This window comes from Paraburkholderia sp. XV (assembly GCF_020177535.1).
Classification (GTDB): Bacteria; Pseudomonadota; Gammaproteobacteria; order Burkholderiales; family Burkholderiaceae; genus Paraburkholderia; species Paraburkholderia caribensis.
The window spans coordinates 52,238-66,360 of sequence record NZ_JAGUUD010000013.1; the positions used below are offsets into that span (position 1 = coordinate 52,238).

Consider the following 14,123-nt stretch of genomic DNA (forward strand, 5'->3'; position numbering starts at 1 on the left):
CCGGCTGAATGAACGTCGAGCCCGCCGTGCCGAGCGGGGCACGGCGGTTGCGCAAGCGCCGGCGTTGCACCAGCGCGGGGATTGTCAGATCGCGAAGGTGTCGCTCTGGCCCGTCGATTCCTGCAGGCCCTTGACCCACTTGCGCGCGGGCAAGGCGAGCTTTGCCTCGATCAGCTTCGCGCGCTCCTGCAACTGCTTGAACGGCACGTCGATCGCCGGGCCCGAGAATGCGATGGCGATGCGGTTGCCGTCGTGCACTTCGGGCAGCGCGATCACGCGTCCATCGAAGGCTTCGTTCAGGCGCTTCATGTTGCGCACGAAGCTCGGATGATCGCCGAACAGGTTGATCGTGGCGACGCCCGCTTGCGTCAGGCACGCGCGCGCGGCGCGATAGAAGGCGACGCTGTCGAGCACCGGGCCGCGCGCCGTCGCGTCGTACAGATCGATCTGCAATGCGCCAATCGTGCCGTGGTTCGCGCGGTCGTTGACGAATTCCCATGCGTCGGTTTCGCGCACGGTGAGGCGCGCGTCGTCGGCGGGCAGGCTGAACATCGTGCGCGCTGCGATCACGACGGCGGGATTCAATTCGACGGCTTCAACCTGCGCGCGCTTCAGGAAGCGGTGCGCGAACTTCGTCAGCGAGCCGGTGCCGAGGCCGAGCTGCACGATGCGGTTCGGCGTTTCGAGGAACAGCAGCCACGCCATCATCTGCTGCGCGTATTCGAGTTCGATGTGATCGGGCTTCGACAGACGCATCGCGCCTTGCACCCACTCCGTACCGAAGTGCAGATAGCGCACGCCACCCTCTTCCGAGAACGTGACGGGCGCGAAGCGCGGTTTGCGCGGTGCTTCGATCAGCGACGCTTTCGCGACGTCGCTGAAGTCGTCCTCATCGCGCGATGCGCGGTTTTTTGCGCGCGAAATGCGTTGCGCGGGTGCAGCGGACTGCTTGTTGCGGAAAGCACGCGCCTCGGCCGAAGCGCGCTTGATCAGTTTCGTCATGTGAGGATCTCGCGCCACAAGCGCAATTTTTGGTCGAACGAGAGCATAGCATTGGCGGGGCTGGAGGACGGGAGCACCAGCGTCTGGTAGCCCGCCTCGGCGATCACAGGTGCAAAGCGCCCCGCCGTCTTGCCGTTGAAGCAGACCTTCTTCAACTGCGGCGCGTACTCGCGAAACGATGCAAAGTCGTTCGGGGTCGCGTTGCGGATCGCCACATCGAGACTGCCTTCGCGTGTGCATGCGGCCAGTACGTCCCACACGCCGATGCCGTGCTTCAGCACGTGCTCAAGCCGCGTCGGGTAATCGAATTCGTGCAGCGGCTCTCCGATCACCGCGCCGAGCAAACGCCAGAACTGGTTGCGCGGATGCGCGTAATACTGCGTTGCCGCCAGCGACGCCTCGCCGGGAAAGCTTCCGAGTATCAGCGTATGCGTGCTCTCGGCGACGACGGGTGGAAAGCCGCGCAGCATCAGCGCACCTCGCCTTGCTTGCCGACGCGCTTTGCATTGACGTCGGCCCGCGATGCCGTGTGATCGAGCGCTTGTCCATGATCGCGCGGCACGGGATGCGCCGCCGCATGCTTGTGACCGCGCATCGCGAGACACGTCCACAGCGCGGGCAGCATCACTTCCGTAACCATCAACGGCTCGCCGTAGCGCTCGAATACGGAACGTCGCGCGAGCAACGCGTGAACGGGTGCGTCATCGGTTTCCCGCGAAGCAAGACGATACAACGGATGCCGCGCCGTCAAGCGCCGGCCGACCAGCGACGAGCGCGACACACTGCTGTCGCTATACAACAGTTCCGCGAGCGGCCGCGTGCGCAGACGGCGCATCGCCTGCCACACGCCCGTGCTCGCAGCCAGCGGCACGATGCTGTGCGCGGCGACGAACGGCTTTCCATCGACCGATAGCACCACTTCACGCACCCACACGGGCGTGCGCGGCGCGATGGCGAGCGCGGTGTATTCGTCGTCGAAGGGCAAATCGACGGCCTCGCGCGTCACGCGCACCGCGACCGGGCCGAGGGTGCGCAAGTGCGCCGTCAGCGAACCGCCGCGTGTGAGCCAGTCTTTTTGATCGGGCGAGAAACCGGGAAGGGGGGCAACGCGCCAATGCGCGTCGGCTGCATCGAAACGGATAGGCATGGCCCGCATTATAGGGCGCGCGGCGTATCCGCTCCTTTCGGCTCGAAATCTCCTGACTCACGCGCAGACGATTCCCGTATGCAGTTCAGAACGGACTGCTACCCGTGCGAAAAGCCGCCGTTGAAGATAACGGCGAGTCGATCCATCCCGTCGATGGCAATCGCTCACTCATCCCACTTGCACCTCGGAGGTTCGTATGACCGCTCATGACAAAGCCACTTCGGATCGTATTGCCCATCTCGCCGCGCTAGTTCTGAAGCGAAAGCCCGTATCGGAGACAGAAAAGGAACTCGCAGGTTCTGCGCTCGCTCAGCATCACACCAGTAAACACACGAGCGCGCGGATCGGCAAGGTGGCCGGACACGTACTCGGCGATTCGCACGCATGCGCGGAAGCCAGAGAACTGGCGGGCTCGGTGCTCTCTCAGGTACGCAAGCTCGGCGGCGGCTCGCCCGAGCGTTGAGTTCGCCCGGCGCGAAAACCGCGAGCAAAAAAAATGCGCTGCCGAAGCAGCGCATTTTCATCATCAAAAGTGAGCTAGCCAGCCACGCCGATCACCGCGCCAACAACAACGCATTCGTCCGCTTCACGAAACTCGCCGGATCTTCCAGCGAACCGCCTTCCGCGAGCAGCGCCTGATCGAACAACAGATGGCACCAGTCATCGAAATGCGCATTGTCCGCGCTGAGGTTCTTGACCAGCGCGTGCTCCGGATTGACCTCGAGAATGGGATGGAACGCCGGCGCGTTCTGCCCTGCCGCCTTCAGCATGCGCTGCAGATAGCCGCTCATATCGCCTTCATCGGCGACGAGGCAAGACGGCGAATCCGTCAGGCGGAACGTCAGACGCACATCTTTCGCCTTGTCCTTGAGCGCTTCCTTCATGCGCTCGACAAGCGGCTTCAGTTCTTCGCCGACCTTTTCCTGCGCCTGCTTCTCTTCATCGTTCAGCTGGCCCAGATCGAGATCGCCACGCGCGACGCTTTGCAGCGGCTTGCCGTCGAACTCGTTGAGGAACGACAGCATCCATTCGTCGACGCGGTCTGTCAGCAGCAGCACTTCGACGCCCTTCTTGCGGAACACCTCGAGGTGCGGGCTGTTCTTCGCGGCCTGATACGTATCGGCCGTGACATAGTAGATCTTCGACTGCTCGGGCTTCATGCGCGCAACGTAGCCCGCGAGAGACACCGTCTGCGCGGACGAGTCTTCATGCGTCGACGCAAAACGCGCGAGCTTTGCAATGCGCTCCTTGTTCGCGAAGTCCTCGCCGATGCCTTCCTTCAGCACCTGGCCGAACTCCTTCCAGAACGTCGCGTACTTTTCCTTTTCGGCGGCTTCTTCCGAGTTCGCCAGCTCTTCGAGCATCGACAGCGCGCGCTTGGTCACGCCTTCGCGGATCGCCTTGACGTCGCGGCTTTCCTGCAGCAGTTCGCGCGACACGTTCAACGGCAGATCCGCCGAATCGACCACGCCCTTCACGAAACGCAGATACGCGGGCAGCAGTTGCTCGGCGTCGTCCATGATGAACACGCGCTTCACGTACAGCTTCAGGCCGCCGCGATGATCGCGGTTCCACATGTCGAACGGCGCGTGCGACGGCACATACAGCAACTGCGTGTACTCGCTGCGGCCTTCCACGCGGTTATGCGTCCACGTCAGCGGGTCCTGGTGGTCGTGCGACAGGTGCTGGTAGAACTGCTTGTACTGCTCGTCGGTGATGTCGCTCTTCGCGCGCGTCCACAGCGCGCTCGCCTGATTGACGGTCTCGTCTTCGTCCTTCGCGACCATCTCGCTCTTTTCGGCGTCCCACTCTTCCTTCTGCATCAGGATGGGCAGCGCGACGTGATCCGAGTACTTCTGGATGATCGACTTGAGCTTGTACGACGACAGCAGCTCGTCTTCGTCGGCGCGCAGATGCAGCGTGATCGTCGTGCCGCGCTGCGCGCGCTCGATCGTATCGACCGAGAAATCGCCCTCGCCCGCGCTCGTCCAGCGCACGCCTTCCGACGCCGGCAAACCGGCGCGGCGCGTCTCCACCGTGATCTTGTCCGCGACGATGAAGCCCGAATAGAACCCAACGCCGAACTGGCCGATCAGCGCCGCGTCCTTCTGCTGGTCTCCCGACAGCTTGCCGAAGAATTCCTTGGTGCCCGAGCGCGCGATCGTGCCGAGGTTCGCGATCGCTTCGTCGCGGCTCATGCCGATGCCGTTGTCGTCGATGCTGATGGTGCGCGCCGCCTTGTCGAACGACACGCGGATGCGCAGGTTCGGATCGTTCTCGTACAGCGCGCTGTTTTCGATCGCTTCGAAACGCAGCTTGTCCGCCGCGTCCGACGCGTTCGAGATCAGTTCGCGCAGGAAAATTTCCTTGTTGCTGTACAGCGAATGGATCATCAGGTGCAGAAGCTGTTTCACTTCTGCCTGAAAGCTCATGGTTTCTTGTGCCATGGTCAGTGTTCCCCTTCTATTGCAGGTTGATTCGTGGATTCGAAGCTGAATGTGTCTGGAAGCGCGGCGCGCTTTCGGACGTTGCCGGGTCAAATGGGGGCAGGCGACGCCAATTCAAGGGGCTTCATGCGGCCCCCATGTGGCCCTTCATGCGTCCCTCAAGAAGCCCGCCGCGCGACGCCGTCCAGATAACGGCACAGGAATGCGGGCAGCGCCGGGTCGCCGCAGTTCGCGACGTTAAAGCGCATCCACGTGGTTGGCGACTGCTGCGGCGAAAACAGGCTTCCCGGTGTCAGCAAAAAGCCTTCCTCGTGGCCGGCGGCCGCCAGCGCGTCGGCATCGACGCCGGTATCCGCCCACACGAACATGCCCGCCGCGGGCGTCTGGAACATGCGCAAGCCCGTCTTTTCGAGCATGCGCACGGATTTGTCGCGCACCCCGTCGAGCCGCGCGCGCAGCCGCTCGACATGCCGCCGGTAGTGCCCTTCCGTCAGAATCTTGTACAGCACGCGCTCGTTCAGTTCGGGCGTCGTCATGCCGACCAGCATCTTCTGGTCGGTGACGGCCTTGGCGACGTCCAGCGACGAAGCGATGAAACCGACCCGCAGATTTGCCGCGAGCGTCTTCGAGAAGCTGCCGAGATAGATCACGCGCTTCAACTGGTCGAGGCTCGCGAGCCGCGTCGCGGGAAAGCCCGGCGGGCATAGATCGCCGTAGATATCGTCTTCGACGACGATGAAGTCGTACGCCTCCGCGAGCCGCAGGATGCGGAACGCCTGCGCCGCCGTCAGCGACGTGCCCGTCGGGTTTTGCAGCACGGAGTTGAGCACGAGCATTTTCGGCCGCCACGTCTGCACCAGCGTTTCCAACGCGTCGAGGTCGGGGCCTTCCGGCGTGTAAGGCATGCCGACCAGCCGCGCGCCCTGCGACGCGAAGCGCCCGAACATCTGGAACCATGCCGGATCGCCGACGATCACGGCATCGCCCGGCTGCACGTAGAGCCGCGCGATCAGGTCGATGGCCTGTGTGATGCCCGACACGAGCACGATCTGCTCCGGCGACGCGCCGATCTCGAGTTCCTCCAGCCGCGTCTGCAACTGCTGGCGCAGCGGCAGGAAGCCTTGCGGCGTGCCGAAGCCGAGCATCTGGGCGCCGCTTTGCCGGCCGAGCGTGCGCAGCGCGCCCGTGATCAGCTCGCCGTCGAGCCAGCGCGACGGCAGGTAGCCGAGGCCGGGGCCGCGCTCGGGACGCGTCGAGGTGTGCAGCATGTTGCGCAACAGCCAGACAACGTCGATCGTGCTTGGCGCGGGCGCCGCGTCGGGCGCGGCGGCGCGGCGCTCGACGGGCAGCGGCCCGGCCGCCAGCCGCTCGCGCACGTAAAAGCCCGAGCCGCGCCGCGAATCCAGATACCCCTGCGCGACCAGCCGCTCGTACGCCTCGACGACCGTGAAGCGCGACACGCCTTTGTCGAGCGCGAGCTTGCGGATCGACGGCATGCGCATGCCGGGGCGGAACACGCGCTCCTCGATGCGGCGGCGCGCCCACTGGACGAGCTGATCGACGAGCGTCAGCGCCGAAGCGTCGTGAGGAGCGGGAATCAGGTCGAGCGGGACGGACATGGCGATCTCCAGCGGGTGCTGCAAGGGCAACGTCGGAAGCGGGGCGCAGCGGGCTATACCCGTTGCGAGGACAGATGTCTATAAGACGCGCGGACAACTGTACCGAACAGTATCGAAGCGATTGTACCGTTACTGTGCCGGTCACTGTCGGTACATTTGAATCGACGCTCAGCTTTTTCCGACCGGTTTTTTCCCGTTTTCGACCCGTTCTTGCCTCATTTGCGCGCTCCATCCGACGCAGCGCAAAGCCCGCTGTACCGGCCGTGCCGCACTGCGCATGGTCCGGCCGCAAGCCAAACGGTATCCTTTCGGATTAGCCTGGCCGCCGGCACGCGACAGACAGTTGCCTGCCGCTGCGGCCTTCAGCAGAACGACCGTCCACTTGCAGCCATGACCGCACACACGCTACGCATCGATCACCTCGTTGTTTCCGCCCGCACCCTCGACGAAGGCACGCAATACGTCGCCGACACGCTCGGCATCGCGCCGTCGGGCGGCGGCGCGCATCCGTCGATGCGTACGCACAACCGCTTGCTCAACCTGTGGGGCGGCGCGTATCTGGAAGTGATCGCGATCGATCCCGACGCGGCGCCATCCGCGGACGCCCGTCCCCGGCTCTTCGCGCTCGACGATCCCGCCGTGCAGGCTCGCCTCGCGAAGGGTCCGTATCTGTCGCACTGGGTCGCGCGCGTCGATCGGCCGAAGAATCTGGCGCTGTGGCAACAGCAGTATCCGGAGCGCATTTCGACCGTCGTGCCGATGACGCGCGGCGATTTCACCTGGAGCCTGACGGTCGCCGACGACGGCGCATTCCCGTGCTGGCAAGGCGTGGGCGACGGTGTCGTGCCGTCGCTGATCCAGTGGGACACGCCGCGCCATCCGTCGGACCTGCTGCCGGAAACGGGCCTCGCGTTGAAGGCGCTGAAAGGCTGGCATCGGCAGGCGGACATCGTCGCGCAGCAGCTGCAATGGCTCGGCGCTACCCCTTTGATCGTGCTGGAAAGCACGGACGGCGCGCCCGCGTTGGCGGCTGAAATCGAAACCCCGAGCGGACTGCGTACGCTCGAATAACCCCAAACATAGAGAGACAGAAGCAATGAAGCGCGAAACCCAAGGCATGTTGCTCGGCCTGATCGGCGTGGTGATTTTCAGTCTGACGCTGCCGATGACCCGCATCGTCGTCGCCGAATTCAGCCCGCTGCTGAACGGCCTGGGGCGCGCGCTCGCCGCCGCCGTTCCCGCCGCCGTGCTGCTCGCCGTCCGCCGCGAAAAGCTGCCGACGTGGCCGCAACTGAAAAGCCTGGCTGTCGTGTCGCTGGGCGTGATCGTCGCGTTTCCGGTGTTTTCCGCGTGGGCGATGAAGAGTGTGCCCGCTTCGCACGGCGCAGTGGTCAATGGCCTGCAGCCGTTGTGCGTCGCCATCTACGCGGCGTGGCTGTCGCACGAGCGTCCGTCGAAGGCGTTCTGGGCGAGCGCCGTCGCGGGCAGCGCAATCGTCATCGCGTTCGCCTTGCAGGCGGGCGGCGGCGCGTTGCAGGCGGGCGACCTGCTGATGCTGGTCGCCGTCGGTATCGGCGCGCTCGGCTACGCGGAAGGCGCGCGCCTCGCGCGGCAGATCGGCGGCTGGCAGGTGATCTGCTGGGCGCTCGTCGTGTCCGCGCCGTTCCTGCTGATTCCCGTCGCGTGGCTCGGCTGGGAACAGCACGTCACGCATCCCGGCCCCGTCGCGCTGCAAACATGGCTCGCGTTCGGCTATGTCACGGTGTTCTCGCAGTTCATCGGCTTTTTCGCGTGGTACGCGGGGCTCGCCATGGGCGGGACGGCGCGCGTCGGCCAGGTGCAACTGCTGCAGATCTTCTTCACGATGGCGTTCTCCGCGCTCTTTTTCGGCGAGAACGTCGCGCCCATCACGTGGATTTTCGCGGCGGCCGTGATCGCCACCGTGATGCTGGGCCGCAAGGCCGCCGTGCATACGGCCGTGCGGCCGGTTCGCGCGGCCTGACGAGTTCGCGCGATAATCCTTCTTTTGACCGACCACCTGTTCCCGCTACACCGACGAGGAGACCATGAATCAAAGCGACCTCAATGCCCCGACCTGGCAATTGTCCGAACGCGCTCGCAAGCTGACCAGCTCGGCGATTCGCGAAATCCTGAAGGTCACCGAGCGGCCCGAGGTCATTTCGTTCGCGGGCGGTCTGCCGTCGCCGGCCACGTTCCCGGCCGAAGAAATGCGCGCGGCCTCCGACCGCATCCTGCGCGATTCGCCCGCCGCCGCGCTCCAGTACAGCGCGACGGAAGGCTATCTGCCGCTGCGCGAATGGGTTGCGCAACGCTATTCGGTGAACGGCGCGCAGATCCGTCCTTCGCAGGTGCTGATCACGACGGGCTCGCAACAGGCGCTCGATCTGCTCGGCAAGGTGCTGGTCTGCCCGGAAAGCCCGGTGCTGGTCGAAACGCCGACCTATCTCGGCGCGCTGCAATCGTTCTCGATGTACGAGCCGCACTACGTTCAGGTGCCGACGGACGATAACGGCCTGATCCCCGAAAGCCTCACGCCCGAGCTGACCAGGGGCGCGCGCCTGCTGTACGCGCAACCGAACTTCCAGAATCCGACGGGCCGCCGCCTGCCCATCGAGCGCCGCCGCGCGCTGGCCGAATTCGCGAAGTCGGCGCCCTTCCCCGTCATCGAAGACGATCCCTACGGTGCGCTCGATTACCGCGGCGAGCCGCTGCCGACCATGCTGTCGATGGCGCCCGATCACATCGTCCACCTGGGCTCGTTCTCGAAGGTGCTGGCGCCGGGTCTGCGCATCGGCTACATCATTGCGCCCGAGGAACTGCACTTCAAGCTCGTGCAGGCCAAGCAGGCCACCGATCTCCACACGCCGAGCTTCACGCAGCGCATCGTGCATGAAGTCGTGAAAGACGGCTTCCTCGATACCCACGTGCCGAAGATTCGCGCGCTCTATCGCGACCAGTGCGAAGCGATGCTCGGCTCGCTCGAACGCTACATGCCTGAAGGCGTGACGTGGAACCGGCCGGAAGGCGGCATGTTCATCTGGGTGACGCTGCCGAAGCACATCGATTCGATGAAGCTGCTCGAAGAAGCCGTCGCGCAGAACGTCGCGTTCGTGCCGGGCGGTCCGTTCTTCGCGAACGAAGCACAGCACAACACGCTGCGTCTGTCGTTCGTGACCGTGCCGCCCGCGAAAATCGACGAAGGCGTCGCGCGTCTCGCCGAACTCATCCGCGCGCGTGTCTGAACACCCACGGTAAGATGCGCCATCGCGCGCCTCTCCCGGCGCGAGCGCGCGGCCAGCAGCGAATCGCCATCGGTCGCGCGCACGCTTCACGACTCTTTCCATTCATCGACGAGGACCCGTCATGGCTCAATCGAATGTGTATGACAAGCTGAAGGAACTGGGCATCGAACTGCCCGTCGCGGGCGCGCCCGCTGCCGCGTATGTGATGAGCGCGCAAAGCGGCAACACGGTGTACCTGTCGGGTCACATCGCGAAGAAGGACGGCAAGGTGTGGGCCGGCAAGCTCGGCGACAACGTCAGCACAGAAGAAGGCAAGACGGCCGCACGTTCGGTCGCGATCGATCTGCTCGCCACCTTGCACGCGCATGTCGGCGACCTGAACCGCGTGACGCGCATCGTCAAGGTGATGAGCCTCGTCAACTCGACGCTCGATTTCACCGAGCAGCACATCGTCACGAATGGCGCGTCGGAGCTGATCGCCGACGTGTTCGGCGAGCGCGGCAAGCACGCGCGTTCGGCATTCGGCGTCGCGCAGATTCCGCTTGGCGCATGCGTCGAGATCGAACTGATCGCCGAGGTCCAATAAGCGGCGCGGAACCACGCGTGAGGCGTTCGTCGTTGCGAACGCCTTTGTCGCCGCGAACCCGCCCCGACGCTAACGCGCCGTCGATGATGTGAAAGCGTCATCGGCGGCGTTTTTTATCGACGTTCGACTTCGCATTCGCATCGACGTTGTGCCGTCACAACACGACACGCGAACATCGCACTGCGCACAAACCCCAGGTCATACACCGAAAAGAGACACACGATGCAAGAGCACACCGTCCGTTTCAAACAGGTGGACGTATTCACGTCCGTGCCGTTCAAAGGCAATCCGCTCGCGGTGGTTTTCGATGCGGACACACTCGACACCGAACAGATGCAGGCCATTGCGCGCTGGACGAATCTGTCGGAGACGACGTTCCTGTTAAAGCCGACCGACCCGTCGGCCGATTACCGGGTGCGTATCTTCACGACGGGAGGCGAGTTGCCGTTCGCCGGTCACCCGACGCTCGGCAGCGCGCACGCGTGGCGCGAAGCGGGCAACCAGCCGAAGCAGCCGGGCCGCCTCGTCCAGCAATGCGCGGCGGGCCTGATCGAACTGACGGAAGACGATAGCGCGCGCAACGTGTGGGCATTCGCTGCACCGCCGGCGCGCGTGACGCCGCTCGCGCAAAGCGAGTACGCCGCCCTCGCCGACGCGTTGCGCAGCGATGCAATCGATTACACGGCGCAACCGTGCGGTGTCGACAATGGTCCGAAATGGCTCGTGGTCCGTATGAAATCGGCGAGCGCATGTCTCGCGCTCGACCCCGATGCGGCAGCGCTGCGGCGTGTTGCGCAAACGGCGGGCGCGTCCGGCCTCGCGGCTTACGGTCCCCATGAAGCAGATGGCCCGGCGACCTTCGAGCTGCGCTGCCTGCTATTGGGCGGCAACCTCGGCGTAGGGGAAGACCCTGTCACGGGCAGCGCAAACGCCGCCGTCGCGGGACTGCTCACCGCGCAGAACACGCGGCCCGGCAATCAGTACACGGTGCGTCAAGGCACCGCGATCGGCCGCGCCGGCGATGTTCACGTGCGCTATGACGACGCAGCGGGCAAGACGTGGATAGGCGGCGCATCGGTGACGATCATCGACGGCACATTCCGTTTGCCGTGAATCTGCACACGCAATGAACGGGAATGGGCGGCGACTGAATTGACATTTGCGCGTCACCTGCATGTTCTAAAAATCCACCAGATGCGCACCGATAACATGCCCCAATCCAACGCCAATGCGGCCATTCATGCACACTGCATGAATGGCCGCATTGGCATGATGGCTGTCGAACTATCATTGCGGCATTCGACCATCCTTTCCGCGGTTTCGACAAAATCTTTCAAACGCCCGCCTGATGCGCCTGTTCGGGCTACGCACGCGACCGCGCGAACGTTGCCCGTATGCCCGCCAGGGACAGCGTATACCCGATGCGCCAGCCCTTCCTTAATTATTGCCCATTCAGTAATATCAAATCGTAACCGATGACCGATGGGTGGTCTGGCTCGCCACCGCGCCCCTGCACCCACGCCGCCACTGCGGCGTGTCAATTGTCAAAGCAGCCGGTTGCTTTAACATTCGCGCAGTCAACCTGAACGCAAACACCGCAACACAAGTACAGCCGCAAGGCACAGGGTCACGGTCCAGCCGATGAATCAGTTCCGCCACGCTTCCGCCCGCGACGTCAGGCACCGCCTCGATCCGGCGGGAACACGCCGACGCGCGCTGCTCGCGATTCCCGCGCTCGGCGTGCTGGTGCTCGTGCTGCTGTGGACGGTTATCTTCGCGCGGCTGTCGGTTGAGAAGGAAACGACGTATCGCGAAGCGATGGCCTCGGCCGCGATTCTGTCGGCGGCACTCGAACAGCACACGGTGAAGGCGATTCACCAGGTCGATCAGATCACGCGCTTCGTCAAATTCGAATTCGAAAAAACGCCGGGGCATTTCGATCTCGGCAGCACGGTCGAAAAAGGCGTCGTGCAAAGCGAAACGCTCGTGCAGGTTTCGCTGATCGACGAGCACGGCAAGCTCATCGCGAACACGGCCGACCCCAATCCAAAACCGATCGACCTGTCGGACCGCGAACACTTCAAGGTGCACGAGCACGAGAACGATGACCAGCTGTTCATCAGCAAGCCCGTGCTCGGCCGCGTCTCGGGCCATTGGACCTTGCAGATGACGCGCCGCCTGAATCACCCCGATGGTTCGTTCGCGGGCGTCGTGGTGGTGTCGGAAGACCCGAGCTATTTCACCAGCGACTTCTACAACAACGCAGCGATCGGACGCGAAGGCGTGATCGCCGTGATCTCCGACAGTGGCGCCGTGCTCGCGCGCCGCACAGGCAACGCCGACCATGCGCAAGGGGTGTTCACGGCGACGGGCGTCTATCCGACCTCGGAGCATGTGTCGGGCACCTACGTCGATTCGATCGACAACGTCACGCGCATCGTGTCCTACCGGCATATCGACGGCTACCCGCTCGGCGTGCTGGTCGGCCTGTCGCAAGCCGAAGAGTTCGCCGACTACAACCACACACGCAACGTCTATCTGCTGATGGCGAGTTTTATCTCGCTCGCGATGCTCGGCTTCTTCGCCGTCGCCACGGGGCTGATCGGCAAGCTGCTCGGGCGCGAGCGCGAGATGACGCATCTCGTCGAGTTCGATCTGCTGACGGGTCTGCGCAACCGCTATTCGACGTTGCAGAGCCTGCGTCACGACGTAACGCAGCCCGCCAACCTCGGGCATCTCGCGATTCTCTTCATCGACCTCGACAACTTCAAGACCGTCAACGATACGCTCGGCCACAACGCCGGCGACATCGTGCTGCAGATGACGGCCGCGCGTCTCGCGGATGCCGTTGCCGACGCGGGCGCGTTGTCGCGTATCGGCGGCGACGAGTTTGTCGTCGTGATCAAGGGCGAAGATGTCGAAAAGCGCTCGGTGACGCTCGCGGAAGCAATCGCCGACGTGTTCGCGAAACCGTTCGAAGTGCGCGGCAGTTCGTTCGTCTTGCACGCGAGCATCGGCATCGCGCTCTACTCGGTTGCGAACGAAAGCGAAATCGACCTGCTGAAGAAAGCCGACCTCGCGATGTACAGCGCGAAGGACGCGGGCAAGAACTGCTATCAGTTCTACTCGCCGCATCTGTCGCATCGCGCGGACCATCTGATGAAGTGGGAACAGCAGTTACGCGTCGCCCTCGCCGACCAGCAACTGTTCCTCGCCTATCAGCCGAAGATCGATCTCGCGCGCCGCTGCATCACGGGCTTCGAGGCGCTCGTGCGCTGGAATCATCCGCAGCACGGCCTGATTCCGGCGAACGAGTTCATCCCCGTGGCGGAATCGACGGGTCTGATCGTGCCCATCGGCGATTTCGTGATCCGCACCGCGTGCCGGCAACTCGCGCAATGGCAGCAACAGGGTTACGACACGCTGTCACTCGCTGTGAACATTTCGGCCGTACAGTTCTGGCGCGGCGATCTGTTCGAGACGATCTCGCAGGCCATCGAGGAAACGGGTATCGCCGCGCGGCGTCTCGAACTCGAAATCACCGAGACGGCGATGATGGAGTATCCCGATCTCGTCTCCGAAAAAATCTTCGCGTTGAAGCGGCTCGGCGTGCGCATCGCGCTCGACGACTTCGGCACGGGCTATTCGTCGCTGTCGTATCTGAACCGCTTCTCGGTCGACACGCTGAAGGTCGACCGCTCTTTCGTGCAGGCCATTCCCGGCGACCGCAGCGTGTGCGTGATGGTGACGGCCATCGTCAATCTCGCGCGCTCGCTGGGATTGACGGTGGTGGTCGAAGGCACGGAAACGGAAGAACAGATTGCGTGGCTCGCGGCGTTGGGGCACATCGAAGCGCAGGGTTTTCTGTTCTCGCGGCCCGTGCCCGCCGATGCCATTCCCGCGCTGCTCGAACGTTTCGGCGTCTGCGGCACCGCGCTTCATGCGCACGCACGCGACGTCGACAACAGCGACGCCGCCAGCACCAGCACGAGCAACGAATCGGCCTGAGGGGAGCGGTTCGCTTGGGCGCGGCTTTGCTGCTGCAAGGACGGCCACGAG

The 14,123-nt window shown here is 64.1% G+C and carries 12 protein-coding genes; 7 read left to right on the top strand and 5 right to left on the bottom strand.

Translation table 11 applies throughout. The annotated features are described in order from the left end of the window. Positions 1–84: 84 nt before the first annotated feature. Genes KFO72_RS09910 through KFO72_RS09920 form a run of 3 tightly spaced genes read right to left on the bottom strand, consistent with a single transcriptional unit; the run spans position 85 to position 2,149 of the window. Positions 85–1,002 (bottom strand): spermidine synthase, encoded by a 918-nt coding sequence (locus KFO72_RS09910; protein WP_225031974.1) that lies wholly within the window; start codon positions 1,000–1,002, stop codon positions 85–87. After that, the gene (locus KFO72_RS09915) at positions 999–1,472 is read right to left on the bottom strand and encodes a DNA-deoxyinosine glycosylase (RefSeq protein WP_054929984.1); all 474 of its coding nucleotides are present in this window, start codon (positions 1,470–1,472) and stop codon (positions 999–1,001) included. Before KFO72_RS09915 ends, KFO72_RS09910 begins: the two co-directional genes overlap by 4 nt. Continuing rightward, positions 1,472–2,149: a chorismate--pyruvate lyase family protein gene (locus KFO72_RS09920; protein ID WP_225031975.1), complete on the bottom strand. Its 678-nt coding sequence runs from the start codon at positions 2,147–2,149 to the stop codon at positions 1,472–1,474. The genes KFO72_RS09915 and KFO72_RS09920 overlap by 1 nt, the downstream gene beginning before the upstream one ends. A gap of 196 nt (positions 2,150–2,345) precedes the next feature. Between KFO72_RS09920 and KFO72_RS09925 the strand changes: the two genes are divergently transcribed. Continuing rightward, positions 2,346–2,612, top strand: coding sequence for a hypothetical protein (locus KFO72_RS09925; protein WP_054929983.1), 267 nt, complete (start codon positions 2,346–2,348; stop codon positions 2,610–2,612). A 91-nt stretch (positions 2,613–2,703) separates the two neighbouring features. Here the strand turns inward: KFO72_RS09925 and htpG are convergent, their stop codons facing one another. Further along, positions 2,704–4,596 (bottom strand): molecular chaperone HtpG, encoded by a 1,893-nt coding sequence (htpG, locus tag KFO72_RS09930; RefSeq protein ID WP_225031976.1) that lies wholly within the window; start codon positions 4,594–4,596, stop codon positions 2,704–2,706. A 158-nt stretch (positions 4,597–4,754) separates the two neighbouring features. Further along, a complete protein-coding gene (locus KFO72_RS09935; protein WP_176053727.1) occupies positions 4,755–6,215 on the bottom strand; it encodes a PLP-dependent aminotransferase family protein in 1,461 nt (486 codons plus the stop codon). A 390-nt stretch (positions 6,216–6,605) separates the two neighbouring features. On the opposite strand from KFO72_RS09935, the gene KFO72_RS09940 reads away from it, so the two are divergent. From KFO72_RS09940 to KFO72_RS09965, 6 genes are all read left to right on the top strand, one after another. Further along, positions 6,606–7,286 carry a VOC family protein gene (locus KFO72_RS09940; protein ID WP_224100832.1) on the top strand — a complete coding sequence of 227 codons (681 nt, stop codon included), beginning with the start codon at positions 6,606–6,608 and terminating at the stop codon, positions 7,284–7,286. Positions 7,287–7,311: 25 nt separating this feature from the next. Beyond that, positions 7,312–8,217: a DMT family transporter gene (locus KFO72_RS09945; protein WP_054929980.1), complete on the top strand. Its 906-nt coding sequence runs from the start codon at positions 7,312–7,314 to the stop codon at positions 8,215–8,217. A 64-nt stretch (positions 8,218–8,281) separates the two neighbouring features. Next, positions 8,282–9,478 carry a PLP-dependent aminotransferase family protein gene (locus KFO72_RS09950; RefSeq protein ID WP_054929979.1) on the top strand — a complete coding sequence of 399 codons (1,197 nt, stop codon included), beginning with the start codon at positions 8,282–8,284 and terminating at the stop codon, positions 9,476–9,478. 121 nt (positions 9,479–9,599) lie between these two features. Beyond that, the gene (locus KFO72_RS09955) at positions 9,600–10,064 is read left to right on the top strand and encodes a RidA family protein (protein ID WP_054929978.1); all 465 of its coding nucleotides are present in this window, start codon (positions 9,600–9,602) and stop codon (positions 10,062–10,064) included. A gap of 222 nt (positions 10,065–10,286) precedes the next feature. Continuing rightward, a complete protein-coding gene (locus KFO72_RS09960; protein ID WP_060600124.1) occupies positions 10,287–11,177 on the top strand; it encodes a PhzF family phenazine biosynthesis protein in 891 nt (296 codons plus the stop codon). Positions 11,178–11,705: 528 nt separating this feature from the next. Then, positions 11,706–14,072 carry an EAL domain-containing protein gene (locus tag KFO72_RS09965; RefSeq protein WP_054929976.1) on the top strand — a complete coding sequence of 789 codons (2,367 nt, stop codon included), beginning with the start codon at positions 11,706–11,708 and terminating at the stop codon, positions 14,070–14,072. The last annotated feature ends 51 nt before the right edge of the window (positions 14,073–14,123 follow it).

What these genes read in the sequence shown, in the direction of transcription:
- KFO72_RS09910 (WP_225031974.1), bottom strand. Translation starts at nt 1,002, where the DNA reads ATGACGAAACTGATCAAGCGCGCTTCGGCCGAGGCGCGTGCTTTCCGC.
- KFO72_RS09915 (WP_054929984.1), bottom strand. Translation starts at nt 1,472, where the DNA reads ATGCTGCGCGGCTTTCCACCCGTCGTCGCCGAGAGCACGCATACGCTG.
- KFO72_RS09920 (WP_225031975.1), bottom strand. Translation starts at nt 2,149, where the DNA reads ATGCCTATCCGTTTCGATGCAGCCGACGCGCATTGGCGCGTTGCCCCC.
- KFO72_RS09925 (WP_054929983.1), top strand. Translation starts at nt 2,346, where the DNA reads ATGACCGCTCATGACAAAGCCACTTCGGATCGTATTGCCCATCTCGCC.
- htpG (WP_225031976.1), bottom strand. Translation starts at nt 4,596, where the DNA reads ATGGCACAAGAAACCATGAGCTTTCAGGCAGAAGTGAAACAGCTTCTG.
- KFO72_RS09935 (WP_176053727.1), bottom strand. Translation starts at nt 6,215, where the DNA reads ATGTCCGTCCCGCTCGACCTGATTCCCGCTCCTCACGACGCTTCGGCG.
- KFO72_RS09940 (WP_224100832.1), top strand. Translation starts at nt 6,606, where the DNA reads ATGACCGCACACACGCTACGCATCGATCACCTCGTTGTTTCCGCCCGC.
- KFO72_RS09945 (WP_054929980.1), top strand. Translation starts at nt 7,312, where the DNA reads ATGAAGCGCGAAACCCAAGGCATGTTGCTCGGCCTGATCGGCGTGGTG.
- KFO72_RS09950 (WP_054929979.1), top strand. Translation starts at nt 8,282, where the DNA reads ATGAATCAAAGCGACCTCAATGCCCCGACCTGGCAATTGTCCGAACGC.
- KFO72_RS09955 (WP_054929978.1), top strand. Translation starts at nt 9,600, where the DNA reads ATGGCTCAATCGAATGTGTATGACAAGCTGAAGGAACTGGGCATCGAA.
- KFO72_RS09960 (WP_060600124.1), top strand. Translation starts at nt 10,287, where the DNA reads ATGCAAGAGCACACCGTCCGTTTCAAACAGGTGGACGTATTCACGTCC.
- KFO72_RS09965 (WP_054929976.1), top strand. Translation starts at nt 11,706, where the DNA reads ATGAATCAGTTCCGCCACGCTTCCGCCCGCGACGTCAGGCACCGCCTC.